Annotated in this window: 26 protein-coding genes and 2 pseudogenes; 17 read left to right on the forward strand and 11 right to left on the reverse strand. The window is 51.5% G+C overall.

Translation table 11 applies throughout. The annotated features are described in order from the left end of the window. Window positions 1-66: 66 nt before the first annotated feature. Both ACSIPU_RS00105 and ACSIPU_RS00110 read left to right on the forward strand, forming a co-directional pair. Window positions 67-951, forward strand: coding sequence for a LysR family transcriptional regulator (locus tag ACSIPU_RS00105; protein ID WP_004101545.1), 885 nt, complete (start codon window positions 67-69; stop codon window positions 949-951). 203 nt (window positions 952-1,154) lie between these two features. After that, on the forward strand, window positions 1,155-1,697 hold the full coding sequence (locus tag ACSIPU_RS00110) for a GNAT family N-acetyltransferase (protein WP_004101547.1): 543 nt from the start codon (window positions 1,155-1,157) through the stop codon (window positions 1,695-1,697). A gap of 131 nt (window positions 1,698-1,828) precedes the next feature. On the opposite strand, the gene ACSIPU_RS00115 is transcribed toward ACSIPU_RS00110, so the two are convergent. Continuing rightward, a complete protein-coding gene (locus ACSIPU_RS00115) occupies window positions 1,829-2,713 on the reverse strand; it encodes a LysR family transcriptional regulator (protein WP_024274075.1) in 885 nt (294 codons plus the stop codon). A 156-nt stretch (window positions 2,714-2,869) separates the two neighbouring features. On the opposite strand from ACSIPU_RS00115, the gene ACSIPU_RS00120 reads away from it, so the two are divergent. Then, entirely contained in the window at window positions 2,870-3,850 is a 981-nt protein-coding gene (locus ACSIPU_RS00120; RefSeq protein ID WP_023320841.1) for an NAD(P)H-dependent flavin oxidoreductase, read from the forward strand. A gap of 57 nt (window positions 3,851-3,907) precedes the next feature. Here the strand turns inward: ACSIPU_RS00120 and ACSIPU_RS00125 are convergent. After that, window positions 3,908-4,024: pseudogene (locus tag ACSIPU_RS00125) on the reverse strand (oxidoreductase); the annotation flags it as partial. After that, window positions 4,020-4,952: an aromatic alcohol reductase gene (locus tag ACSIPU_RS00130; protein WP_196558082.1), complete on the reverse strand. Its 933-nt coding sequence runs from the start codon at window positions 4,950-4,952 to the stop codon at window positions 4,020-4,022. The gene ACSIPU_RS00130 and the pseudogene ACSIPU_RS00125, both read right to left, overlap by 5 nt. A gap of 137 nt (window positions 4,953-5,089) precedes the next feature. On the opposite strand from ACSIPU_RS00130, the gene ACSIPU_RS00135 reads away from it, so the two are divergent. The 3 genes from ACSIPU_RS00135 (at window position 5,090) to ACSIPU_RS00145 (ending at window position 7,673) form a co-directional block, all read left to right on the forward strand. Further along, on the forward strand, window positions 5,090-5,995 hold the full coding sequence (locus ACSIPU_RS00135; protein ID WP_024274077.1) for a LysR family transcriptional regulator: 906 nt from the start codon (window positions 5,090-5,092) through the stop codon (window positions 5,993-5,995). 666 nt (window positions 5,996-6,661) lie between these two features. Beyond that, complete coding sequence (gene ymcF, locus ACSIPU_RS00140; protein WP_004101558.1) at window positions 6,662-6,850, forward strand: cold shock small protein YmcF; 189 nt, start codon at window positions 6,662-6,664, stop codon at window positions 6,848-6,850. Window positions 6,851-7,109: 259 nt separating this feature from the next. Then, window positions 7,110-7,673, forward strand: coding sequence for a YagU family protein (locus tag ACSIPU_RS00145; protein ID WP_004112567.1), 564 nt, complete (start codon window positions 7,110-7,112; stop codon window positions 7,671-7,673). Window positions 7,674-7,727: 54 nt separating this feature from the next. Here ACSIPU_RS00145 and ACSIPU_RS00150 read toward each other — a convergent pair whose 3' ends face one another. The 3 genes from ACSIPU_RS00150 to ACSIPU_RS00160 form a co-directional block, all read right to left on the reverse strand. Continuing rightward, on the reverse strand, window positions 7,728-8,042 hold the full coding sequence (locus tag ACSIPU_RS00150; RefSeq protein WP_196558083.1) for a PTS sugar transporter subunit IIB: 315 nt from the start codon (window positions 8,040-8,042) through the stop codon (window positions 7,728-7,730). A gap of 177 nt (window positions 8,043-8,219) precedes the next feature. Continuing rightward, window positions 8,220-8,411, reverse strand: a complete 192-nt coding sequence (locus ACSIPU_RS00155; protein ID WP_004112572.1) for a hypothetical protein — start codon at window positions 8,409-8,411, stop codon at window positions 8,220-8,222. Window positions 8,412-8,565: 154 nt separating this feature from the next. Beyond that, window positions 8,566-8,760: a hypothetical protein gene (locus ACSIPU_RS00160; RefSeq protein WP_004101565.1), complete on the reverse strand. Its 195-nt coding sequence runs from the start codon at window positions 8,758-8,760 to the stop codon at window positions 8,566-8,568. Window positions 8,761-9,047: 287 nt separating this feature from the next. Here ACSIPU_RS00160 and umuD point away from each other — a divergent pair, with 287 nt between their 5' ends. Both umuD and umuC read left to right on the forward strand, forming a co-directional pair. Then, window positions 9,048-9,467, forward strand: coding sequence for a translesion error-prone DNA polymerase V autoproteolytic subunit (umuD, locus tag ACSIPU_RS00165; protein WP_227628696.1), 420 nt, complete (start codon window positions 9,048-9,050; stop codon window positions 9,465-9,467). Continuing rightward, window positions 9,467-10,732 carry a translesion error-prone DNA polymerase V subunit UmuC gene (gene umuC, locus ACSIPU_RS00170; RefSeq protein ID WP_004101569.1) on the forward strand — a complete coding sequence of 422 codons (1,266 nt, stop codon included), beginning with the start codon at window positions 9,467-9,469 and terminating at the stop codon, window positions 10,730-10,732. Before umuD ends, umuC begins: the two co-directional genes overlap by 1 nt. Before the next feature lie 163 nt (window positions 10,733-10,895). Here the strand turns inward: umuC and ACSIPU_RS00175 are convergent, their stop codons facing one another. From ACSIPU_RS00175 to ACSIPU_RS00190, 4 genes are all read right to left on the reverse strand, one after another. After that, window positions 10,896-11,963, reverse strand: coding sequence for an oxidoreductase (locus tag ACSIPU_RS00175; RefSeq protein WP_196558084.1), 1,068 nt, complete (start codon window positions 11,961-11,963; stop codon window positions 10,896-10,898). 13 nt (window positions 11,964-11,976) lie between these two features. Next, window positions 11,977-12,723, reverse strand: a complete 747-nt coding sequence (locus ACSIPU_RS00180) for a DeoR/GlpR family DNA-binding transcription regulator (RefSeq protein ID WP_196558085.1) — start codon at window positions 12,721-12,723, stop codon at window positions 11,977-11,979. 169 nt (window positions 12,724-12,892) lie between these two features. After that, window positions 12,893-13,525 (reverse strand): winged helix-turn-helix transcriptional regulator, encoded by a 633-nt coding sequence (locus ACSIPU_RS00185; RefSeq protein WP_004101576.1) that lies wholly within the window; start codon window positions 13,523-13,525, stop codon window positions 12,893-12,895. Window positions 13,526-13,608: 83 nt separating this feature from the next. Next, on the reverse strand, window positions 13,609-14,238 hold the full coding sequence (locus tag ACSIPU_RS00190; protein WP_032742579.1) for a winged helix-turn-helix transcriptional regulator: 630 nt from the start codon (window positions 14,236-14,238) through the stop codon (window positions 13,609-13,611). A 417-nt stretch (window positions 14,239-14,655) separates the two neighbouring features. Between ACSIPU_RS00190 and ACSIPU_RS00195 the strand changes: the two genes are divergently transcribed. The 9 genes and pseudogenes from ACSIPU_RS00195 (at window position 14,656) to dbpA (ending at window position 23,918) form a co-directional block, all read left to right on the forward strand. After that, complete coding sequence (locus ACSIPU_RS00195) at window positions 14,656-15,186, forward strand: fimbrial protein (protein ID WP_004101580.1); 531 nt, start codon at window positions 14,656-14,658, stop codon at window positions 15,184-15,186. Between the two features lie 55 nt (window positions 15,187-15,241). Beyond that, window positions 15,242-15,913, forward strand: coding sequence for a fimbrial biogenesis chaperone (locus ACSIPU_RS00200; protein WP_196558086.1), 672 nt, complete (start codon window positions 15,242-15,244; stop codon window positions 15,911-15,913). Window positions 15,914-15,976: 63 nt separating this feature from the next. Then, complete coding sequence (locus tag ACSIPU_RS00205) at window positions 15,977-18,508, forward strand: fimbria/pilus outer membrane usher protein (RefSeq protein ID WP_196558087.1); 2,532 nt, start codon at window positions 15,977-15,979, stop codon at window positions 18,506-18,508. A gap of 30 nt (window positions 18,509-18,538) precedes the next feature. Then, window positions 18,539-19,471: a fimbrial protein gene (locus tag ACSIPU_RS00210; RefSeq protein WP_026055863.1), complete on the forward strand. Its 933-nt coding sequence runs from the start codon at window positions 18,539-18,541 to the stop codon at window positions 19,469-19,471. A gap of 8 nt (window positions 19,472-19,479) precedes the next feature. Further along, window positions 19,480-19,998: a fimbrial protein gene (locus ACSIPU_RS00215; protein ID WP_196558088.1), complete on the forward strand. Its 519-nt coding sequence runs from the start codon at window positions 19,480-19,482 to the stop codon at window positions 19,996-19,998. 124 nt (window positions 19,999-20,122) lie between these two features. After that, a complete protein-coding gene (locus ACSIPU_RS00220; RefSeq protein ID WP_224227632.1) occupies window positions 20,123-20,737 on the forward strand; it encodes a response regulator transcription factor in 615 nt (204 codons plus the stop codon). A gap of 341 nt (window positions 20,738-21,078) precedes the next feature. Further along, complete coding sequence (gene zntB / locus ACSIPU_RS00225) at window positions 21,079-22,062, forward strand: zinc transporter ZntB (protein WP_004101596.1); 984 nt, start codon at window positions 21,079-21,081, stop codon at window positions 22,060-22,062. Between the two features lie 277 nt (window positions 22,063-22,339). Then, a pseudogene (ynaL, locus tag ACSIPU_RS00230) lies at window positions 22,340-22,504 on the forward strand (proline-rich small protein YnaL); the annotation flags it as partial. Between the two features lie 40 nt (window positions 22,505-22,544). After that, window positions 22,545-23,918 carry an ATP-dependent RNA helicase DbpA gene (gene dbpA / locus ACSIPU_RS00235; RefSeq protein WP_196558089.1) on the forward strand — a complete coding sequence of 458 codons (1,374 nt, stop codon included), beginning with the start codon at window positions 22,545-22,547 and terminating at the stop codon, window positions 23,916-23,918. Between the two features lie 44 nt (window positions 23,919-23,962). On the opposite strand, the gene ttcA is transcribed toward dbpA, so the two are convergent. Further along, on the reverse strand, window positions 23,963-24,898 hold the full coding sequence (gene ttcA / locus ACSIPU_RS00240) for a tRNA 2-thiocytidine(32) synthetase TtcA (protein WP_004101599.1): 936 nt from the start codon (window positions 24,896-24,898) through the stop codon (window positions 23,963-23,965). Window positions 24,899-24,931: the final 33 nt, after the last annotated feature.

Below are 24,931 nucleotides of genomic sequence, written 5' to 3' on the forward strand. Positions count from 1 at the left end.
GCGGGGGGAAAGTGCTAAGATTCATATCAAATTGTGATAAATAGCGAAACGGTAGCGGGGAGAATGATGGCGAGGCGGGAAAACTATAACGATCTTTACCTGTTCATGCTGGTGGTGCGGGAAGGGAGCTTTACCGCCGCCGCGCAGCGGCTTGGGCTGGCGCAATCCGGCGTCAGCCGCGCCGTACGCGAACTTGAAGAAAGGCTCGGCGTACAGCTTCTGGTGCGCACGACCCGTAAACTTTCACTTACCCAGGCCGGCGAGCAGCTCTATCGAACGGTAGAAGCGGGCTTTGATGCATTGGATTCGGGGCTTTCCACTCTGGCGTATTATCGCAACACGCCTTCCGGCACCGTCCGCATTAACGCCAGCCAGCATGCGATTGATAAAGTCCTTCTGCCGAAGCTGGCGGTGTTCAAGCAGCGCTATCCTGATATCCGGCTGGAACTTATTAGCGAAAGTCGGTTTGTCGATATTATTGCAGAGCGGTTTGATGCCGGGGTGCGTCTTGGGCCGGAGGTCGGCGGCGGCATGGTCGCAGTGCGCATTTCGCCCGATATGGAGATGGCCGTTGTCGGCACGCCCGAGCATTTTCGCCGCTACGGTTTCCCGCAAACGCCAGCGGATCTGGTCGTCCATCCCTGTATCGCTTACCAGTTTGGCGACGGTAGCCTTTACGCCTGGGAGCTGAATGAGCAGGGTAAAAAAATTACCCACCGGCCTCAGGGGCAGTGGGCTTTTGCCGACAGCTATATGGAAGCGAAAGCCGCCCGCCTGGGACTGGGCCTGGCCTATGTTCCGCAGGAGCTGGTCGCCGACGACCTGGAGCGGGGCGCGCTTATCAGAGTCCTGCAGCGTTACAGCCAGCGGCTGGAAGGCTCTTTTCTCTATTATCCTCATCGCAACGTCTCCCCCGCGCTGCGGGCGGTGATAGATACATTGCGAACTTGAGCAGGCACGAGGATGCCTGATACGGGAGACGTGCACGAGGAGAGGAGCGGTGGCCGCGGCGGTCAGTGACCGGCGCAGCGCCGAATGCGAAGTTATTAGAGAAATAAGGGTATGTATTTTTAATGTTAAATGTTGTGGTTGTATTTGTTAATTTTTACGCCAATTCCTATAATCATCGCCCAACATGTTAGTAGGGCTAAGCGATGAAGTTATTATCTACGGAGCGCACCGATATCTGTTTACTGGCGCCCGACCATGCACGGCATTTACAGGATTATTTGCTGGAAAACCGTTCTCACCTTGCGCCATTCGAACCCTTGCGAAATGACGACTATTTTACGTTAGACACTATTGCGCAAAGAATCAGCAGCGCGCGCAGAGAGTATGACGAAAAACGTAGCCTGATGCTGGTTTTCACCCTCAAAAATGAACCGCAAATCATCGGCAGTATCAACTTCACTAACTTTGTCTTCGGCGTTTTTCAGGCATGCTATCTGGGCTTTTCCCTCGATCGCGCCTGCCAGGGAAAGGGCCTGATGCGCGAAGCGTTAGAGCAGGCGATTCGGTACGTGCGTGAGAATTACGGGATACACAGGATCATGGCCAATCATCTGCCTGATAACGTGCGGAGCAGCAATACCCTTAAAAGTCTGGGTTTTGTGCAAGAGGGCTATGCGCACTCTTATCTGAAAATTAATGGTATCTGGCAGGATCACGTCCTGAACGCATTAATCTTTCCGGAATGAGTATCTGCTGTCGTGCCGCCGCCAGCCAACGCAGAGCCTATGGCCTGGCGAAGGTTTACTGACGGCACCCCTGTCCTGCTGTGAATTAATCCTGTTAATTTCACCCAGGAGGACGGTATTAAATTTGTTTTTCACAATAAGCTCTCTAACCATTCGGTAAACACCCGAACTTTGCGGGAAAGATGGCGGTGCGGATACAAAAGTGACAGTTTGCGATCGGGGGTAGGATTGTCGGGTAAGACTTCCACTAACAGCCCCCGGTCGAGATAAGGCTGTAAAAACACGTTCATCCCCTGGACTAATCCCAGGCCTGCCAGCCCCGCAGATAAATAGGTTTCTGAGTTATCCACGACCAGCTTACCGGGAAGCGTCATTTCAACGGGGCCTTCTGGCGTGGTAAACGTCCACGGCATGCTTTGTCGGCTGTTGCTGTTAATCCAGTTGATCGCCTGATGCTGCTGTAAATCCTCCAGCGTGTTCGGCGCGCCGTAGCGGGCAATATAGGCCGGGCTGGCGCAGGTCGTCATTTTAATATTGCCCAGCTTACGGGCGATATAGTCTCCGTCATCCAGTTCCCCGACGCGAAGCAGGCAGTCAAGACCATCGCGCAGCATATCTCTCCGGCGATCTGAGCTACTAAGAATGATTTCGAGGTCAGGATGCTGGCGATAAAAATCAGGAAGCCTTGGGACAACCAGTAAAGTTGCAAAAGCGATGGGCATATCAACCCGCAGCTGGCCGCGCAGTACGCGATCGGCGCCAAAAGACTCCAGCAGCTCATCCGCCTGGGAGAGTAAAGGTTTACTCCGGTGATAAAACGTTTCCCCGTCAGGCGTCAGGCTAATGCGACGCGTGGTTCGCTGCAGCAAACGCGTACCGCAGTGCTGCTCAAGCAGCTGTAAGGCTTTCGTCACGGCGGGGCGATGAACTTGCAGGTTTTCTGCTGCCTGAGTAAAGCTGCCTGATTCGACAATTTCAATAAAAATTCTTATAGATTCAAAGAGATTTAATTGCATGGCTGGATTCTTTTGCCTGATGCCAGAGTAGATATTGTTATCAATTTTATAATAGTGATGAACTTTTTTAGCTATTTTTCTAAATAATCTAACGTCATACACTCCTTCCAGCAAAAACGACCCGCGCCGTAGCGCCACTGCGAAGGATAATCCATTATGAAAACTAACCGTATCTGCCAGATCCTGCATATTGAAAAACCGGTGATTCAGGGCCCTCTCTCCTGGTTGACCGATGCCCGTCTAGTCGCCGCAGTCAGCAATGCCGGGGGACTTGGCGTACTTGGCCCTAATGCCGGATTAACCGCCGCGACTGCGGTATCAACGCCCGAAGAAACCGCTGAAAAAATGCGCGAAGAGATTCGTAAAACTAAGCAACTGACCGAAAAGCCTTTTGGTGTGAACCTGATCCCCTCTCCAGACAATGACATCTGGACTCCACCCATTCTGCAGGTAATTAAAGAAGAGGGCGTCAGCGCTGTGGTTTATACCGGCTACGGTGAAGGGGCGATCATACCGTCGTTATTTAATGAACTTAAACAGGCGGGCATTGCTATTATTTATCGCGATATCAATCCAACGCCTGAAAATACTCGTCTTGCTGAAGAGGCCGGCGCCGATATCATTGTCGCGACCGGTTTTGATGAAGGGGGAACCTTGCCGGGCACCGCGCTGGGTACTTTTTCAATCGTGCCGCTGATTGCCGATGCGGTGAAAAATATTCCGCTAATGGCTGCGGGTGGTATTACTGATAACCGCACCGCCAGAGCGGCGCACGCATTAGGCGCCGAAGGGGTATTTGCCGGTTCGGTGTTCATCGGAACGGAAGAGAGCAGGGTACCGCTGTCGATTAAAAACAGAATTATTGCCGCCAACGGTCTTGATTTGCTGCTGTTCCGCACGCAGCCGCACTACTATCGCTCCCTGCCGGGCAGGCTCGCTGAAACTTTGGTCGCAATGGATAAGGCCGGCGCAAGTCATGAAGAGCTCGGCAGAGCAATGGGGGGATTGCGTGGCTTGCGTATTGGCATGCTGGAGGGGAATGCTGATGAAGGCTATATCTCACTCGGTACGGGGATCGGCACTATCCGCAGCATCAAAAGCGCCGCCAGTGTTGTGAACGAGTTAGCCGTAGGCTGAAAACCGACGTAACAAAATCATGACGGGATCTCGCGGTTGCCAAACCCCGTCATGGCATCACGCACCAAACGCGCCGTCAATGGTCTGCATGGCTCCTGTTACGAACGAGGCTTTCGGGCCTGCCAGCCCCGCGACCATTGTTGCGACTTCTTCGGGACGACCGTGGCGTTTAATAAATACTACTTTTGAGCCATGAGGCAATATCCTGGGTAGGTATATTATTTTGTGCATTCCACGTTTTATTCATTGGCCACCACATACCGTCTCCCCTGGCAAAAGCTGCGCGATAGCGAAGCATTCCATCGTCCGGGTTTGAACGTAGTTGTTCCAGTAGAGTGGGCAAAGTGAGTACCTTTTTTGAAAAGCATTTTTGAGTTACCCGCTCAACGGTGTCCGCCAGTTTTCTATAGGAAGTGGTTTCTCCGGCGATAAAGATAACTTCATTTCTCACCCGCGGTTGTTGCAAATAAATCGCGGTGGTCAGACGGCCAATATCCGCAGGTGTTGTTACGGTAACCTGGGTATCCCAGCTGCCGAGGGCATTAATCGTATTTTTCGATAAATTCACCACGTCGAAGGCAGGCTCGAAAAGAAAACTGGTAAACATACCGGTCGAAATAATCACCCATTCTGTGGCGATTTGTTCCCGTAATAATGTTCTGACATCATACTGTTCGTCCCAGACGGGTTGACCGCTGCCTTTCCCGACTACATTGTAGTTTACGCCAAACTGCCAGGGAAAATAGCGCTTCACTCCGGCCTCCAGTACCGCACGGGTAATCTTTATCTGGGTTCCTGTGCCAGCAATAAAGCCCATGCAGTTGATGATGGTATCAAACTCTGCAAACGGGCCCGTTAACGATGCAACCGTACCAGCGGCTACGTCGCAGGCAATAAATTCTGCCCCCGCCGCCGCCAGTTGTTGATGGCTAGCAGAAAGCAACTCCCCCCGATCGCCCCACGATCCTGGCGACACGATAGCCGCGACGGTACCATTTTGTCGCTTGACCGCCGGGATTAATGAGCTGAGTACGGCTGCTCCCAACTGTCCCGCTCCCAGCACTAATACCTTTTCACCTGCATTAATATGAGATTCTCTCATTCTGACTCCTTACTGATCAGATCACACTATCGATTGGGTTTACGGAAGTTTAGGTCGATCAGCTACATTCGATAAGGACTCAACATTGGGTTAAACTGTTCGCAAATATAGAACAATCGCGTGGGTGAAGGGGCAAAATGGATAAGCTGGAATCAATGCAGGTCTATGTTTGCGTGGTGGATTCACACGGGTTCGCCAGAGCGGCTGAAGTGCTGGGGCTGCCGCGCTCAACGGTATCGCGGGTGATTAAAGAGCTTGAAGCATACCTGGGAATTCAGCTTTTACAGCGTACCACCCGTAAGCTTAGCGTGACGGTAGACGGCCACAGTTATTATACAGAGTGCAAAAGGCTTCTGGCTGAGATCGCCACCCTGGAGTCCTCTTTCCCCGGTAGATTTGCGCAGCCCAGAGGACGCTTTAAAGTGGGTATGCCGCAGTCCCTTGCCCGACATTGTATTATCCCAGGGCTGCCGGAATTTCTGCAGCAATATCCCGGTCTGGATATCACGATTTGTTCAAGCGATGACGTAGAAGATATTATTCAGGAAGGGTATGACTGCGCGATACGAACGGGCAGAATCGACGATTCGACCACTTTGGTTGCCCGACCGCTTGCCAGCTTTCGCTGGGCGATTCTCGCTTCTCCAGACTATATTGCCGCTCATGGTCAGCCGGAAACTCTTGACCAACTGGAACAGCATCGCGCCGTTGGCTACCTGAACCACCGTACCGGTCGGAGTATCGAGTGGCATTTTTCGCTTGCTGAGGGGGATTATGCCCTTCGCATGAAAGAGACGCTGGTCGTCGACGATACGGATGCCTACATTCAGGCCGGAATACAAGGGTTTGGGCTCATTCGGGTTGCCAGCTATCTGGCTAAGCCGTACCTGCGCAGCGGCGCGCTGGTCTCCTGTCTGGAGAACTTCTCTTCTGCTTTGCCCCTTTCGCTGGTTTATCCGCAAAACAGATACCTTCCTCCTTCGGTACGGGCGTTCTATGCGTGGAGTAAAGCGCTGTTACAGCAGGCGGTCACTGACGAATAATCGCTATTCAGGGCGTTAATATCCGGGCCATTAGGCCGCGATTATGTGAGCGCCGTAACCTTGCTTCCGCCACGCGATCAAAATAAAACTTGCTATCAAACTACTTTTGTGCGATCAATAGATGGTTGATTTACTCCACAGATCCAGTAATGAAACGAGTAGTAAAGCAGTTCTCATCTCAAGCGTTATCCATCGATAATCCTTCTTTAGAGTCTCCTTTTCGTTATTAATTAATTCTGTGAAGCCAATAGTGTTAAGTTTTTTGAACCTGCGACAACGATGACGGTCTAAGCCCGAGTAGACAAGTTCAGAAGCTGACGCGAACGGTGATAGCAAAGTGGTAGTTTTAGTACCGCCGTTTAGCGTGAAAAAGTGCAAAAGAGATATCGCTATCCTGAAAGCACGCAACTTTTTATTGAAATTTACCGAACATTACGTGCCCTGAGGGCAAATTAAGCAAACAACAACATTAAAAAATCGCTGGTGCAGTAATAGAGCTCAATCTGGACTAAGCTTCAGAGGCATCTATCAGAAGTAATGACAATGAGTCATTGTTATTCTCAACCATTCAGAGCAGCGCGTTGACGCTGTAACAGAAAGCCGGGAAGGTGATTTCTGTGAATGTTCCTGCGGTAGAGAATGTTGTAGCAAAAAGAGGCTAACATCATGATTGACCACATTCATTTCAGGTGCCCATGCTGTCATGGGTCACAGTACAGAACATCGACTTACGATGTGTCTGAAAAAAATCCGTTTGGCGCGAAATGCATTTTTTGTAAATCGGCAATGATTACATTCGATAATATCGCCCCGCATATTGCCAGAAACTCGGCATCGCTCGAGTTACGCAAGTAACCTGGCGGCCCTGAAAGGGGCCATTAATCTTAAATTATTCAATATTGTCACCCTTTTGTCACTAAGCTGCCTGCGGGCGGCTTTTTTGTGTAAAAAAATCGCTTACGATTCGCAGGCGAAAGCATTATGGCCATAATTACAGTACATAACTGGTAGCACCGGCATCCGGAAAAGTGTGATCTTGATCAATGTTGCCTGCCCGTAATGCCATTAAAAATGAGATAAGAAAAATAAATGTAATGGATTAATGGTGATTAATATGGCGATTAAAGAGTTTTTTATTCAGACACAACCGGAAAGGCGCCGTTATGGCGTAGCGCTATTTGTCGGGGTGGTTGCAGGGATTATGTCTGCGTTCGTTAAATGGGGTGCGGAAGTTCCTTTACCCCCTCGAACCTTTTCCGGTGGCAGGGATGAGTTTAATCCGCCGTATCTTTTCTTGCGCGACTATCTGGGAATTGACCCCACGCATACGGTATATACTTTTTCCGAGCATATCATTAATCCGGTTATGGTGACGCATATTATATTCTCTCTGGTGTTTGCGGTGGGATATTGCGTTGTTGCTGAAATCTTTCCGAAAGTCAAATTATGGCAGGGGGCGTGGGCAGGGATTGTTGCTACCATTGCCGTTCACTGGATCTCATTTCCGTTACTGGGCCTGACGCCTTCCTTATTGAATATTCCTGCAGATGAGTATATTTCGGAGTTAGTGGGGCATATTTTTTGGTTCTGGGCGATTGAGATGATTCGTCGCGACCTTCGCAACCGCATTACTCACCAGCCTGACGCCGAAGTGCCTCTGGATGCGCCCTTCAGATAATTGGCTCCGCAGGAACCCGTGTGTCCACGGGTTCTTGTGGCCAGGACTTTCAGACTAAACCAGAGCACGCGGCATTGTATTCAGCGCGAAATTGAGGATCTTTTCGCCATCAAATGTAGCGTAGGGCAAGCTTTCAATAACAGCAATTTCTTGAGGTAAATGCAACGCAGCAATAAATTCGGCAATTTTATACTGAATATGTGGCGCGATCAGAACGCCATCAAAGGCGGGGGCGATGCTAAAGAAGTTTTCAACCCCAACGGCGCTGATTAAGCGATCGCATTGTCGGTCATCAGCTATTTTTTGCATCCTTCGGGCAATAATACCTGCCGTTTCGCCGAACAGACAGCAGATTAGTAGTTTTTTCACGTTTTAACCCTCGGTGAGTAACCGTAGCTACCTTATTCCTCTCTGATTATCGAAAATGCGCGCTGCATCAATTTTTCACGGCAATTTATGCAGATATTTCTTGTGTCTGAGAGCATCACAGATACGTCAATCGACGGCCTCTGTGACGCTGTGAATGGCAGGAGGTTAACGCGCAGACTACTTTATTTTCCGTGAAATTACGAAGCGATCGCCAACTCGCGTAAGCTTTGCTCCATGTGTACAATACTCAATAGCAAAATTAAAGAACTCATCGGAGTCGAGCTCGAAATCCAGTTCTATTTTAACGGTATCGTCGGACTGCAGTAGCTGCTTTGCCTGTTCCAGATTGCTGGCTTTTAACATGGCCATCTCTTCACCTCGTTTTAGCGCTGGTGGGATCCGGGGTTTAGCTTACAGCCTTTATTTTACGTTACCGTGACATGACTATTACCTGAACTTCTGCCGTTTGCCCACGGAAATCATCGCTATGGCTGAGCCGATAGCGATGGTATTAAGTACATTCTCAATCAACGTTATTGAAGTAGTCCCGCGCCGCCGCCTCAACGTTCTTTGCATCAATGCCCGTTTTCTCGGTGATAGAAGCAACAAACGGCTTGAACTTCTCCGTCATCACATGGCCGCCATCCCAGTGGGCAACATAAAAGCGGCACTGATAACGATAAAAGTGGAGAGTCTTATCTCCTAACGTGTAATACATATGAATCTCCAGTTCAGTATGTCGGGTGGACAACAGCAGGTTATGTGCAAAGAGCGCATCTACGGATTCTATCCTCCTCCCAAATTGAGGAAATTTCCAGCGCGCAGTGCAAAACCATCTGGAATACGTAGGTCCGGGAGTGGCCTGCCTGCGGCAGTCATGGTCTCAGGCAGAATTTTACGTCTTTTTATGTTTTCGCCTCAATGTTTGCCGGGCGGCTTGATAAACTCGGCTGAAAAATTAATACTGTATATAAACACAGTATTGATGTGGGAGGATCTATTTTGATGTTCAATAAACCGGCTGAAATGCGTGAAATCTTGTCGATTCCGATGTTTAGTGACCTTGTGTCGTGCGGCTTTCCCAGCCCGGCGCAGGATTACATCGAGAAGGGGATAGACCTCAATGAGCTTTGTATCAGCCATCCTGCGGCAACCTATTTTGTTATGGCGACCGGCATGTCGATGGTGGATGCCGGCATTTATGAAGGTACGTTGCTGGTGGTGGATCGCGGCCTGAAGGCGAAGCATGGTGATATCATCATTGCCGCTATCGGCGGCGAATACACGGTTAAACGCCTGTGTACGCACCCCACGATGCAACTGCTGCCGATGAATCCGGATTTTCCGCCGATTGTGCTGCACAACGACGGTGAAGAGCTGGAGATTTTTGGCGTAGTCACTTTCAGCATCAACAGGCTGCGCTGATGTTTGCCCTGGTCGATGTGAATTCATTTTATGCCAGCTGTGAAATGGTCTTTCGTCCTGATTTACGTGGGCGCCCCGTGGTGGTGTTAAGCAATAACGACGGCTGCGTAATCGCGAGGAATCACGAGGCTAAACTGCTGGAGATCCCGATGGGCGCGCCGTATTTCAAAATGAAATCACAGTTTGAGCGTCATCAGGTGGCGGTATTTAGCAGCAACTATGCGCTTTATGGCGATATGTCCCAGCGCGTTATGACCCTTCTTGAGGAGCTGTCTCCCGCGGTGTATCAATATTCCATTGATGAAGCGTTTGTGAATCTCAGCGGCATCCATCGCACTGAGGAGCTTGAAGCATTCGGGCGCCACGTGCGAAGTACGCTGCTGCAGTGTACCGGATTGACGGTCGGGGTCGGGATCGGGCCGACGAAAACGCTGGCCAAGCTGGCTAATTATGCGGCCAAAAGATGGCCAAAATTCGAGGGTGTTGTCGATCTCTCTTTACAAGCCAGGCAGAGGAAACTGCTGGCGAAGGTTGCCGTCGGCGAAATCTGGGGGGTGGGGCGGCGCATGGCGAAAAAGCTGAATGATATGGGAATTACCACGGCTCTAGAACTTGCCGAAATGCCCGCTTCCCTCATCAGAAAAAATTTCAGCGTGGTGATGGAACGCACCGTGCGTGAGCTACGAGGTGAGTCCTGCCTTGAACCTGAAGAGTATATGCCCACGAAACAGCAAATCATTAGTTCGCGTTCATTCAGTCAGAAGGTAAGCGAATATGGGCCGATGCGCGAAGCCATATGCAGCCATGCGGTACGCGCGGCGGAAAGGCTGCGCGCGCAGCATCAGTATTGCCGCTATGTTTCAGTATTCCTGAAAACCAGTCCTTTCGCCGGCAATGACGTCTATTACGGTAACGATGCCGGGACAGAAATTCACATTCCGACTCAGGATAGCCGGGATATCGTTGCCGCAGCGGTAAAATGCCTGGAGACTATCTGGCGGGAGGGACACCGATATCAAAAGTGCGGTGTGATGCTGGGTGATTTCTTTAGCCGGGGCGTGGCCCAGTTAGGCCTGTTTGATGACTATCGCCCGCGCGCCAACAGCGAACAGTTGATGGAGGTGCTTGATTTTGTGAATCGGCGTGAAAAAGGTCGGCTCTGGTTTGCCGGGCAGGGGATTACGCGTAGCTGGGAGATGAAACGGCACAGGCTGTCTCCAGCCTACACCACCCGGTTCAGCGACCTGCTGCGGGTCAAACTGTAAGCCAGTATGAACGGGCGCTTTATTCGCTGCCTCACGCTGTCGCCAACAAGCCCTCTCTGATACCCCGCTCAGCGTAACGCCGGGAGCCAGCGAAGAGAACTTTCCCGGAACCGATGCAGGCGCACCGACCCGGGAATCCGCCATCAGACAGCTAGCGCAGCGCTTACTTCAGACCTGCCAGTTCCTCTGCGGTCAGCGCTAAGGTTTGCGTCGTTCCGCTCTCGGCCGATTTTACCGCGGCTTCCAGCACAGCCATTACCGCCAGCGCCTCTAACGGCGATACCGGATTGTTGATTTTGCCGGTCAGCGCGTCGCGGACGTGAATATAGTACTGGCGCTGATCCCCTTGCGGGGCGCTGATTTCACGTGACTGCAGGTCAGCATCGTACAGGACCAGACTATCGTCATCTTGGCCCCAGTCCTGGCTCCCCGGCGTCACCCCCGCCAGCAGTTGGCTCTCCTGCCGATCAGCGCGCTGTTTAACGACGCTGCCTTTATCGCCATGAACGGTAAAGCGCGCCACCCCACCTGCCACCAGCATGCTGCAGTGCAGAACGACTTTATGCTGCGGATAGTTGAGGACCACATGCGCCCAGTCGTTGATTTCCGCGCCTTCACGCAGGGTAGCGATATTTCCCCGGACCGACTGCGGCAGACCGAATAGCTGTAGCGTCTGGTCGATCAGGTGCGGACCTAAATCAAACCACAGGCCGCTTCCCGGTACGTTCTGCTCCCGCCAGCGGACACGTACTTCCGGGCGGAATCGGTCGAAATGGGACTCAAAATGTTTCACTTTGCCGATAAGCCCTTGTTCGATAACCTGCTTCACTCCCAGATAGTCGCTATCCCAGCGACGGTTATGGAACACCGACAGCACCCGCTGTTTTTCCTCCGCCAGCGCAATCAGTTCGCGGGCCTCCTGCATATCCAGGGTAAACGGTTTATCGACGACGACATGTTTACCGGAATTTAAAGCCAGACGGGCAAGGGGAGCGTGCGTCGCGTTAGGCGAGGCGATGACGACCAGATCGACTTCCGGATACTGAATCGCCGCTTCAGGCGATGCGATGACGGTGACGTCCGGCAGGTCGCGTTTGACTTTCTCTTCATCGCGCGAGGCGACAATCGCCAGATTCAGGCCTTCGACGGACTGAATCAGCGGCGCATGGAAAGTCTTGCCGACGAAGCCGTAGCCAATCAGGGCAATATTAATAGTCTTAGCGTTACTCATAAGCATCTCCGCGTTATTTAGTCTCAGCGATATTAAGTTGTGTTGAGCCGTTGTCCTGCAATTCTTTCCATGGCCGGTCGAGAAAGAGCTGATGGATGTCGGCGAGCCCGGCAACCAGCCAGGGCTCGCAGTGATTCAGTTTCAGATGATCGGCGACCAGCCAGTGTTCTGCGCTGGCCGCCAGCATGGCGCGCTTGACTTCAGCATCCGCTTCCTGGCTGGCGCTAAGGCCGAGATCGGCGTGGAGTGCGCAGGCGCCGAGGATCGCGATATCCGCCCGATAGCGTTCCAGCAGAGATACCGTCGCGCTTCCGGCAAACAGGCGCTGCTGTCGGTCCCATTTTCCACCCAGTAAAATCAGCTCAATATCCGCGCGATCGCTGAAGTGTTGTGCAATATCCAATGAGGTGGTGATGACCGTCATCGGGCCCTGTATCCATGCGGCGACGGCCAGCACGGTGCTACCCGCATCAAGAAACAGCGTCGATCCGCCGGGGATCTTCTTCGCCACCATTTTCCCGATCCGCTGCTTGGTATCCGCCAGCAGCGTATTGCGGTTCTGGCGATTCATTATCGAGAGATTAAGCGCGATAGCGCCGCCGTGGTTTTTCTGGGCAAGCCCCTGTTTTTCAAGGTCGCTAAGATCGCGGCGCAGCGTATCCGCAGATACCTGCAGTTTATCAACCAGTTCGCTGATGGTGACCTGGCCTTTTTCACTAAGGATATCAATGAGGTATTTTTGTCTGGCCGTTTTATGCACTATTATGACCCCGCAAAATGCTGCAATAACTCGCATAATACAGCATTTTGCGCAAAAAGAAATCGGCAGCATCGGCGGTCTGGCGCTAACGACGCCGCTGCCGCGTTTTGTCCCGGCGAATAATAATCCTTCGCGTAGTCCAGATCGGGCTGAGTAACGGCTGCGGTATTTAAAATCGGGTAGGTAGGTGGTGTATGGCCAGGAGTTTGCCATTTTCCAGCTGGATATAGTGACCTTTTTTTAATTCGGCGAGCATTTTCATAATACTGCTGCGTGATAACCGAGTACGGTCAAGAATATACTGATAGGCGGCTGTACTGGCGCGGATTTCGTCGGGTTCCTGAATCAGCATCAGCAACTGATAACGCAAAATATCAAAGCTGGTGGGCGCCGTCAGCATCTCGTTATAAATGAAAATTTTATTTGTCACAAACATAACGTGTTTAGCAACCAGGTCCCAAATCTGCTTTTCTTCGACTATCGCCATCACCTGTTCATAGGGAAGCGTAGCGATTTCAGATTCAGCCATCGTACGCAAATGAAGGTGTTCCGACAGTGGAACGGTAAAACCCAACGCCAGCGGGGCGGAAAGAATGCCGAGGGAGAAGGCATCTTCATTGCGCACGATCAGCACACTGCCTTTACGCACGAAGTGGCATAAAGGTTGCGATCCACGGCGGAAAAAAAGTTTGCTGCTTTTTTTCCATAGGCGGTAATCCTCATCGTGGGTTATCGCGGCAAGCAGAGGCGTCAGATGAGGTGACGGTACTTTGATATCGATATGACGATCGCGCGCAGCCATAGAACATTCTGTTTAATCTGCCATGACATTAAATCTAGCAGAAGATAGTCGTTGGGCAACAGGACACAAGTTTGGCGTAATTTTCAGTATTTCAACGGGATTCCCTGTTTGATCTGCAACAAAATCCCGCGTTCGGTGGTGATATAACTGCCTTTTTTTAGTTCGGCAAGGATTTTCATAATGCTGCTGCGAGAGAGAAATGTCCGCGACTGGATATAGTTTGCCGCAGTAATGCTCTGCCGAATCTCAGCGGACTCCTGCATCAGCTCATATAATTGTGAACGGATAATCGCGTATGAGCTTGGTGCGGAAATGCGGGTACAGTGATCGTAAACGCGTCCGGCAGTATAAATAAGTAAATGCGCGAGGCTTTCCCACAGGTCTTTTTCGGCAATAATGGTATTGGCGGTAAATAAAGACAGGCTGGCGATACGAGAAGGCTCCATCGTTTGCATATAAAGATAGTCGGCTGCGGCCAGCTGATTGCTTAGGCCAAAAACGTAAGGCGCGGACTCTGAGTTCATCATAAAACCATCCCGGGTGCGAAAAAGCGCAATACTGCCGGAGAGCAGTAAGTAACATTTACGAGAACTATCATTCTCGTAGTTAATTTTTTGTCTGGGATGTGTTTCAAATATGTTAGACCCGGGCTTGAGGTGAGTAATAAGATTTTCAATATGCGACGTTGGTTTGAAAGATAAAGCCCCATACATACTTGTTTTCACTGTGTTTATACTATCAGACACGTTTTTATATCTCCAAAAGAATAGCCTGGCATCAATGTGCTGATTCAACTGAGAGTGAAATTATGAGCCAACCGCTAGCGGAGAGTGAATATCTCAGGCGGTGTAAAATTACACCGAAAAATCACTTGAGATAATGGGTGGGTTTATATCAAAATTTAAATCAGGAGCAATGAGGTTGGTTTTTTAATATCACTATTTGTACAGGGCAATATCGCCTGAATGCAGATTTTAATACAAGTATGTTCTTGTGCATTGCCTCCGGCAGGATAATTTATTGTCTAAACAAATGATGAAGCAATGGAACGTCTGCGAAATGATGACGGGCGAATTTGATGCCATGTTTTTATCCGCGGAACGAGAGTAAATTAATTAAGGAGTATCAAAATGAATAATAAAATAATCATGGCGACATTTGCTATCAGCGCCGCTCTGTCGGCGGCAGGCGCTCACGCTGCTGATGGCACCATTAACTTTACCGGTGAAATTCTTGACCAGGCCTGCACCGTAGATATCGGCAGTAATAATACGATGACGGTCGATTTGGGCCGCGTGGCGCGCACCTCATTCCAGAGTACAGGAGATGAGTCTGACGCAACTAAATTCACGATTAAGCTGATTAACTGCCCGGCGAGCGTAAACTCAGCGAAGGTGAAATTTGATGGTGCCAATGATTTAAACAATAGCGATCTTTTAGCTATTACCCAGGGGCCGGCTGCGGCAAGCGGCGTCGCTATTAAGCTGATGACGGCGGATAAAAGTTTGCAAGGGCTAAATCAGGTCAATAGCTATAGCTACCCGTTGGTCACCACGGCTGATAACAATCTTGATTTTTATGCCTCTTATCAGGCGACTCAGGCAGTTGTTACTGCCGGTCCGGCAAATGCGGTTGCCAACTTTACCGTTAACTACAACTAATTTTTGAACGTTAATCAGGGCCACTGCTCGGCCCTGATTATCGCTGGAGTGTGCAATGAAGTTTTTTACCGCAATGGCGACGGTGGCGCTTTTAACCCTTACTTCAACATCTTACGCGGGGGTGATTATCGGCGGGACGCGGGTGATCTATGCGGGTGATAAAAAAGAGGCTTCATTGAGCGTGACCAATCCCGACGGCCTGGCTTATCTCATCCAGTCCTGGGTCGAACCTTCAATACCGGGTGGGAATAAAGCCCCTTTTATTATTACGCCGCCGCTTTATCGGCTGGATAAAAATCAGCAGAACGTGATGCGTATTATTCTGGCCGGACAGTTATCTCAAGATCGCGAATCAATGTACTGGCTAAACATTAAATCTATTCCGTCGGTGACGCCTCGGGATAATACTTTACAGGTGGCCGTGAAAACACGAATAAAGCTGATTTATCGTCCCGCGGCGCTGAAACAAAGTAGTCCTGAAGAACAGGCGGATAAACTCAGATGGCAGCGAACGGGCGATCGACTTCAGGTCACCAATCCCACTCCGTACTATATGAATTTTAATGAAATAAAAGTGGGAACAGTAAAGATAGACGATGTGACATTCGTCGCGCCAGGTGCAACCCGTTCATACGCTATTCCCTCAGGCGGAACCTCTACGCCAGTTGCATTTAAGCTCATTAATGACTATGGCGGAATTGGGGTAATACATAACGTCATGCCGTAAACAAAGGATTAAGGCGATAGCGACAGAATAACAATAAAAACTATCGTAATGGAGTGAATGCTTATGAAAGCACAAAAGCGAAAGCCGGAGCATTATCCAGCATACCTGGTGGTTGGCGTCACGCTGTTATTCTCCGTTATGGGAAATGACGCGCAGGGCCGTGATTTTTTTAACCCGGCGCTGCTTGAAATTGATAACCCCGAAATGAAAGGGGCCGACCTTTCAGCTTTTGAAAACGGCGCTCAGGCACCGGGTACTTATCATGTCGATGTGATTATAAATGGCAAGGTGGTTGATGCGCGGGATATCGTCTTTTATGCCGTTGAGCGCCAGGGCGGAGTGCCAGAACTAAAACCTTGCCTGAAGGTGGACCTGCTACAGAGCTATGGGGTGAAAACGGCGCAATTTGCCGCCTTATCCGGCACCGGGAAATGTGCGGATCTCTCCGCTATCCCGCAGGCAACGTCCGAATTTCTGTTTAGCACGCAAAAATTGCGATTAAGTATTCCGCAAGCTGCGCTTTCACCGGTAGCACGAGGTTATGTCCCCCCGGAACGTTGGGACGAAGGTATTAACGCTGTCATGCTGAACTATATGCTTAGCGGAGCCAACGATAGGGGGCGCCATCAGGATGAAAAGAGCAGCAGTCAATATGCCAACCTGCGTCCGGGCATAAATTTGGGACCGTGGCGGCTGCGTCACTACTCCACCTGGAATCATGACAGCCAGGGGGAAGAGAAGTGGGAGACGATTTACAGCTACGCGCAGCGCAATATTATTGCGTTAAAAGCTCAGCTGACGCTGGGCGACAGTACGGCGCCAGCGGATATTTTCGATAGTATGCCTTTTCGCGGCGGCCAGCTTGCGTCTGATGATGACATGCTGCCGGAGTCGATGCGCGGCTATGCCCCGGTGATTCGCGGGATAGCAAGATCGCATGCGCAGATCGTTATTCGCCAGAATGGTTATGTTATATACCAGGACTACGTAGCTCCCGGCGCATTTGAAATTAATGATATGTATCCCACCGGCGGTTCCGGGGATCTGAACGTGATCATTAAAGAAGCCGATGGCAGCGAGCAAAATTTTATTGTTCCCTATGCTTCGTTACCGATTCTGCAACGCGAAGGACGATTAAAATATGCCCTGACGGCCGGCCAGTACCGCTCCTGGGACCGCCGCGTCGATAAAACTCCCTTCGGCCAGATGACAGGTATTTTAGGGGCAGGCGGTGGGTTCACGCTATATGGCGGCTTTCAGGAATCAGCCAAATATCAGTCAATTGCCGGCGGCTTAGGAAGAAACCTCGGCGATATCGGCGCGCTCTCCAGCGATGTGACGCAGGCATGGTCGCATCCTCAGGAGGAGAAGAAACAGGCCGGACAATCGTGGCGCATACGCTACAGCAAAAATATGCTCGCCACCGGCACCAATTTCGCTATTGCGGGATATCGCTACTCAACCGGCGGTTACTACGCTATGCAGGAAACGCTGGACTCGTGGGGGAATCCCGGCACGGTGAACCAACATCGGCGCAACAGAATGGAGATGACGCTGAGTCAGGGGCTGGGTGAGCGCGCAGGGTCATTAATGATGAGTGCGATCCGCGAAGATTACTGGCATGCCAGTCGCTCAGCCTCATCGCTGAGCGCCGGTTATAACAACGCCTGGCAAGGGATTAGCTACGGCATTAACTGGACGCGAAGTCAAAATGGCGGAGCATCGGGTGGACAAAACCGCAGTACAGGGAGCGCCGAACAGCTTATTTCACTGAATATCAGCGTTCCGTTGCCGCGTCTGGCCAGCAATACCTGGGCAAATTATGCCCTGAATAGCAGCAAGAGCGGCGGTGCGACCCATTCCGTCGGAATAAACGGCATTGCCCTGGAAGGCAATTCGCTGAACTGGAGCTTTCAGCAGGGGTATGGTTCCGGAGGCGACGGATACAGCGGCAGCGCGAATGCAGATTATCGAGGCACCTATGGTGAACTGACGAGCGGCTGCAGTTATGACAGAAATAGCGAGCGGCTGAGCTATGGCCTGGCGGGCGGGGTTCTGGCGCATGCCGACGGCATCACGTTCTCGCAACCGTTGGGTGAAACGAATGTGCTGGTAAAAGCTCCTGGCGCCTCCGGCGTCGACATTAATAATCAGAATGGCGCGAAGACCGATTTTCGCGGCTATACCGTAACGAATAATGTATCACCCTATCGTAAAAACGATATTGGCCTGAATACGACGACCTTACCGGAGAATGTCGATTTGGCGATTACCAATAAAACGGTTATTCCGACGCGGGGAGCGGTGGTCCGCGCCGATTATATTGCTAATGTGGGTTTGCGGGCGCTGTTAACGCTAAAACAGAATAATCAACAGCCGGTGCCATTTGGCGCGCTGGTTAATCTGATGGGTAATGAAGGGCGCAGCGCTATCGTCGATGAGGCAGGTCAGGTCTATTTAACCGGCATGCCGCCGCAGGGAACCTTAGACGTTGCCTGGGGCCAGAAAAACTCGCAGCGCTGTCAGGTGGATTATTCTCTGGCTGCAGATAATAGCATTAGCGGAATTAGCATGGCGCAGTTTACCTGTCGCTAGCGTTATTTTTTCAAGCACAAGAGTACTTCTATGAGAAAGTTTATATCTCTCATTATTTTAATGTTGAGTTTAACGGCTGGCTGCTGTTCCGCGGTGACCTGTGAGGTATTACTGGCGCAGATCAATACCGTTGGTTTTGGTACGGTGAATGTTCAACGCGATATCCCGGTAGGGGCGACTATCGCTTCTACCGTCTCCCCTAGCTATGCGCAAGCTGCCATTACTTCGGATAATGGAGAGTCTTGCCCCGGAAATTATTCCATGGTGTATTTGTCGGGTATTGAATCGCCAGTCAGCGGCGTTTATCAAACCAACCTTGAAGGGGTAGGGATCAAAGTAAATGGCATGCCCGGAGATTTTAGCTTACCTCCGGTAACCGCAAACTACATTTTTTACCTGGGATATTATACGGTGTCGCTGGTGAAAACCGGAAATATCACCTCCGGACAATTAACGCCAGGGTTAATTGCTCAGGCGTGGTTTGGTTCTCCTGGCAATTATTTTACCAAAATCTCCCTGGACGCCAGTTCACAGGTAAATGTGCTTAGCTGCTCTATTTCGAGCCAGGTATTGAGTTTTGATCTCGGCAGCGTAAGCGCGGCCGAGTTTGGGTCTGCTGCGGGTTTTTCGCCTCCGCACACGGACACGCAGAATTTAGGACTTAATTGCAACGCCGGAGCAAATATCCATATACAACTCCAGGGGACGCAGAATCCGGACGCCAGCGGCGACCGCAGCGTGCTGGCGTTAACCGGCCAGGGCAGCGAGACCGTTGCGGATGGCGTTGGCGTTCAGCTGCTTTATAACAATGCGCCAGTGCAGCTGAATAATCGCCTGATGCTAAAGCAATCCTCGGGCGGCCTGGAAAGTTTGCCGATTACGGCTCGTTATTATCAGACCAAGCCGGTGGTTAAAGCCGGCGAAGCTAACGCGACCGCAACTCTGGATATGACTTATCAATAGGAGAGGCAATGATCGCCAAATTACATGATTTATGTCTGGTTCTGGTATTGTTTTCCGCTCCGCTACTGGCCGGCGATGTGGTTTCGTTGAATATCAAGGGTAAAATAGTTGCCGCCCCCTGCCAGATCAGCAGCGATAGTGTTGCAAGAACAATTTCCTTGACCGATTCGCAGGGTATCCGGGCGTCTTCTCTCTATACGCCTGGCTCCGCGACGGAGTGGGTACCCTTTGATTTTAATATTGAACGCTGTCCCGCGGGAACGACAACGGCCACGATGCAGTTTTCCGGTAATGCTGATAACGCTGGCCCGGACGATCTTTATCAGAATAGCGGTAGCGCAGGCAATATTGCCATACAGCTACAAACGGCAGAAGGGCAGCCTTTAGGTAAGGATAAAACGGTAAGCGGGACGATTGTGAATAATCAATATCGCTACCGCCTGCGCGCGCGGGCATTCAGCCCGCGAGGTGGTGTTACGCCCGGTACGATTAATGCAGTTGTCACCGTGTCCTTTACCTGGCAATAAAAGGAAGTACCATGCTTTTCTGTACGCTATTTTGTAAATCGGCGATCGCCGTAATTACGCTGGCGACTATCGTCTGGCTGATGCTTGATATACTATCACCGGGTATCCAGGGGCTATCGTGACCATGCTGAATGTCATTTATAAAAATGATAATAATTTTTTTAAATTAGGTTTTAACGCTCTGCTGGAGAGTTTATTCCCTGCGGCTATGTTTAGCTCGTCGGCAGTGAATAAAATATATAAGGGGAAAGATACCGCAACCGATATTATGGTGCTGAGTTTATGCCGCGGGGAGGAGTACATTTGTCATCCCGAGTTACAGCATCGCCGGGGAGGCATCCTTATTGGCCTGGTAGGTAAGCAGTTCCGCTGGCGCGGAGGGATCTTGCCCTCATGCCTGAAGGAGATGATATTTATTCAGCAGGATGAGAAAATTTACCGGATAATTGCGCAAATTAAGCGGGCCCGGATGCAGGAGGCGACTCCCTCGATGAATCAATCCGATATGCGCTGTCATGATTGTCGTCATCGCAAACTCTCAAGACAGCAGGAAAAAGTCGCCGCAGCACTACTGGCGGGGCTTTCTGTCAAAGAGATTGCCGGCAAGCTGGCGCTGAGCGAAAAAACGGTTTTCTCCCATAAGCGCATCATCATGTCAAAATTCAAATTACGCCATGATGTCGACCTCGTGCTGTTGTTAAATTATTTGCGCAGAAGCTCAGCGGGCCATAATGACTAACTTGCAAAAAGCTATTTCTCATCTATGTTTATTCTGCTTGTAACAATGGAGGATAAAAGCATGTGTACCCATTTGCATGATAACGCGCGTCAATACGCCGAAGAGAAAAAATGAACGACTCCCGTTAACCTGTCTTGCCGCCGGCATACGTTCTGGCGACGGACGATCGCGCAGGTTAGCCGCTGTATCGCAAAGTTTATCCATAACCCGCCGCCGGCGGGTTCTTGGTTTTTGCGTCCCCACTTTTCGCCAGTGAATTCAGCAGGATGGGTTTATTAACTCTTGCGTAACCGTCGCGTAAGGCTAGACTACGAAAATGTGCATGAGTTAACGGAGGTCCAGTGGACGCCATAAAAGGATCGGAACTGAACGTGCCGGATGCCGTTTTTGCATGGGTGTTCGACGGGCAGGGCGGCGTAAAGCCGCTGGTCGACAGCGATACCATTGATAAAGAGCATCCTTGTTGGCTGCATCTCAATTATACCCATGTTGATAGCGCGGAATGGCTGGCATCGACGCCGCTGCTGCCTAATAACGTACGCGATGCGCTGGGTGGGGAGAGCACTCGTCCCAGAGTGACGAGGATTGGCGATGGGGCATTAATTACGCTGCGCTGTATTAACGGCAGCACCGATGAGCGCCCGGACCAATTGGTTGCGATGCGTCTTTATATGGACGAGCGGTTAATTGTTTCTACCCGGCAGCGCAAAGTGCTGGCGCTGGACGATGTGCTCGGCGATTTGCGTGAGGGCAACGGGCCGGTTGACGGCGGCGGCTGGCTGGTGGAAGTCTGCGATGCGCTGACCGATCACGCCAGCGAATTTATTGAGCAGCTCCATGACCGGATTATCGATCTGGAAGATGATTTACTCGATCAGCAGGTGCCGCCGCGCGGCTTTCTGGCGCTGTTGCGTAAACAGCTTATCGTCATGCGCCGTTATATGGCGCCGCAGCGTGATGTCTATGCAAGGCTGGCCAGCGAGCGGCTGCCGTGGATGACCGATGACCATCGGCGGCGGATGCAGGATATTGCTGAGCGTCTTGGCCGCGGTCTGGATGAAATTGATAGCTGCATCGCCAGAACGGCGATTATGAGCGATGAGATCGCGCAGATTATGCAGGAGTCGTTATCGCGAAGAACCTACACGATGTCGCTCATGGCGATGGTTTTTCTGCCCAGTACCTTTTTAACCGGGCTGTTCGGGGTTAACCTCGGCGGCATTCCCGGCAATAGCTGGCATATGGGTTTTTCTATTTTCTGCATAATGTTAGTCGTTCTCATTGGGGGTGTTACATGGTGGTTGCATCGTAGTAAATGGTTGTAAAGAATCGTCTTTTGTCGCGATGGCGATGATGAAAACCCGGCAATGTTTGAGCGAAATCAATAAACCATCTACCCATTCAGGGCAATATCTCTCTCGCAGGTGAATGCAACGTCAAGCGATGGGCGTTGCGCTCCATATTGTCTTACTTCCTTTTTTGAATTACTGCATAGCACAATTGATTCGTACGACGCCGACTTTAATGAGTCGGCTTTTTTTTGCGCTCTGTTTCCCAGCTTCTACGCTTAATTGGTGTACCCGTCCATCACCGGGAGTCAATATGCGTTATCAACCGCTGAACTCAATACCCATACCGCCGGAACCCAACGATCCTGTGCCGGTCCACGATCCCAAGCCACGTCCGCGCCCGTTGCCCGATCCGCCGCCTGACGATGAGCCGATTAAATTGTCGCATCGGGAGCGGAGATCTGCGAGGATACGCGCCAGCAGATTGTCCGCCCCTCAATGTAATGCGAGAAATTATTGTGACCGCTTTTTCAACTCTGAATGTTTTGCCCGCCGCCCAGCTCACTAATCTGAATGAACTGGGGTATCTTTCGATGACCCCGGTTCAGGCAGCGGCTTTACCCGCGATTCTTGCGGGCAAAGATGTCCGCGTGCAGGCAAAAACCGGCAGCGGTAAAACGGCGGCATTCGGCCTCGGGCTACTCCAGCACGTTGACGCCTCGCTGTTCCAGACCCAGTCTCTGGTGCTGTGTCCGACCCGCGAGCTGGCGGATCAGGTGGCCGGTGAACTGCGTCGCCTGGCGCGTTTCCTGGCGAATATCAAAATATTAACCCTCTGCGGCGGCCAGCCTTTTGGCGCTCAGCGCGACTCGCTGCAGCACGCGCCGCATATTATCGTCGCCACGCCGGGACGCTTGCTCGATCACCTGCAGAAGGGCACCGTGTCGCTGGACGCTCTGCAAACGCTGGTGATGGACGAAGCGGATCGCATGCTGGATATGGGTTTTAGCGATGTCATTGATGACGTGATCCGCTTTGCGCCGGCGTCGCGCCAGACGCTGCTGTTTTCCGCCACCTGGCCGGAAGCGATAGCGGCAATCAGCGGCCGAGTGCAGAATAATCCGCAGACTATTGAAATTGATGCCGTTGATGCGCTACCGGCTATCGAACAGCAGTTTTTTGAAACTTCGCAAAAGGGCAAAATCGCGCTGCTGCAAAAGCTACTAAGCCAGCATCAGCCCGCCTCCTGCGTGGTGTTCTGTAATACCAAAAAGGATTGCCAGGCCGTTTGCGATTCGCTCAACGCCGCCGGGCAGAGCGCGCTATCGCTGCATGGCGATCTTGAACAGCGCGACCGCGACCAGACGCTGGTGCGTTTTGCCAACGGGAGCGCGCGCGTGCTGGTGGCGACCGATGTCGCTGCCCGCGGCCTGGATATAAAATCGCTCGAACTGGTGGTGAACTATGAGCTGGCCTGGGACCCGGAGGTACACGTGCATCGCATTGGCCGTACCGCTCGCGCCGGTGAAAGCGGTCTGGCGATTAGCCTCTGCGCGCCGGAAGAGGCGCAGCGTGCGAACGTTCTTGCCGAAATGCTGCAAATGAAGCTCAACTGGATGGACGGGCCGATGAATAGCTCGATCACGCCACTGCAGGCAGAGATGGCCACGCTGTGCATTGATGGCGGTAAAAAGGCTAAAATGCGTCCGGGCGATGTGCTGGGAGCGTTGACCGGTGATATCGGTCTTGATGGTGCTGACATCGGAAAGATCGCCGTTCATCCGGCGCATGTCTACGTTGCCGTACGTCAGAGCGTAGCGCATAAGGCATTCAGGCAGCTTCAAAACGGCAAAATTAAAGGCAAGGCCTGCCGGGTACGTTTGCTGAAATAGACCCGGCAGCGGCGTCTCAGGCGATTGCCTGAGACGCAGGAGGATTATTTCACTTCCACCACGTTCAGACGCAGAGCGTCCAGCTGCGCATCATCTTCTTCCGGTTGCCAGCCGGCCGGCTGCGTCGGGAGCTCTTCGCGATCGAACGCCAGGTCGCCGCCGTCAACGACCGCAGAGCCGTGATGAATGCCTTTGAAGTCGAACAGATTAACGTCGCTGAGATGAGAAGGCACCACGTTCTGCATCGCGCTAAACATGGTTTCGATGCGTCCGGGATAGCGTTTGTCCCAATCGCGCAGCATATCGGCAATCACCTGACGCTGTAGGTTCGGCTGCGAACCGCACAGGTTGCACGGGATAATCGGGAAACCTTTCGCCTGAGAGAAACGTTCAATATCTTTTTCCCGGCAGTAGGCCAGCGGGCGAATAACGATATGTTTACCGTCGTCGCTCATCAGCTTCGGCGGCATCCCTTTCATCTTACCGCCATAGAACATATTCAGAAACAGGGTCTGCAGGATGTCGTCGCGGTGGTGGCCAAGGGCGATTTTGGTGGCGCCCAGCTCAGTCGCGGTGCGGTAAAGAATGCCGCGGCGCAGGCGCGAACAGAGAGAGCAGGTGGTTTTGCCTTCCGGAATTTTTTCTTTAACGATGCCGTAGGTATTTTCTTCAACAATCTTATATTCAACGCCCAACTGCTCAAGATATTCCGGCAGGATATGCTCGGGGAAGCCCGGCTGTTTTTGATCGAGGTTGACCGCCACCAGGGAGAAGGAAATTGGCGCGCTTTTCTGCAAGTTGCGCAAAATCTCCAGCATGGTGTAGCTGTCTTTACCGCCGGAGAGGCAAACCATGATGCGGTCGCCTTCTTCAATCATATTAAAATCAGCGATCGCCTCGCCGACGTTACGGCGCAAGCGCTTCTGCAATTTGTCGATATTGTATTTTTCTTTCTTTGTAACTTGCTGATTATCAAGCATTATAAACGTTCTCTGAAACAAAAAGGGGCATAT

This window comes from Klebsiella sp. HN106, from assembly GCF_051209435.1.
GTDB lineage: Bacteria > Pseudomonadota > Gammaproteobacteria > Enterobacterales > Enterobacteriaceae > Klebsiella > Klebsiella oxytoca.